Below are 413 nucleotides of genomic sequence, written 5' to 3'. Positions count from 1 at the left end.
GCCGACGTCGGGTGGATCACCGGCCACTCCTACATCACCTACGGACCGCTGGTGAACGGCTCCACCCAGGTGATCTACGAAGGCACCCCAGACAGTCCGCATAAGGGCCGCCTGTGGGAGATCGTGCAGAAGTACGGGGTCACACAGTTCTACACCGCCCCCACCCTGATCCGCACCTGCATGAAGTGGGGCCGCGAGATCCCGGATGAGTACGACCTCTCCACCCTGCGCGTGCTGGGCACCGTGGGTGAGGCCATCAACCCTGAGGCCTGGATGTGGTTCCGCGAGGTCATCGGTGCCAACAACGGCCCGGGCAAGCCGCCTAAGGAGGACCCGGCGCCCATCGTGGACACCTGGTGGCAGACCGAGACCGGCGCCCACATGATCTCCCCGCTGCCCGGCGTCACCCACAC

At 66.3% G+C, this 413-nt stretch carries 1 protein-coding gene; it reads left to right on the top strand.

Annotated features, from left to right (window positions below; genetic code table 11):
• Positions 1 to 413 (top strand): AMP-binding protein (locus MWC30_RS22040; RefSeq protein WP_244086336.1); only part of this gene is annotated, 413 nt, incomplete at both ends.

It is taken from the genome of Desulforhabdus sp. TSK (assembly GCF_022836495.1).
Taxonomy (GTDB): Bacteria; Desulfobacterota; Syntrophobacteria; order Syntrophobacterales; family Syntrophobacteraceae; genus Desulforhabdus.
This window is presented reverse-complemented; position numbering and strand designations above follow the sequence as displayed.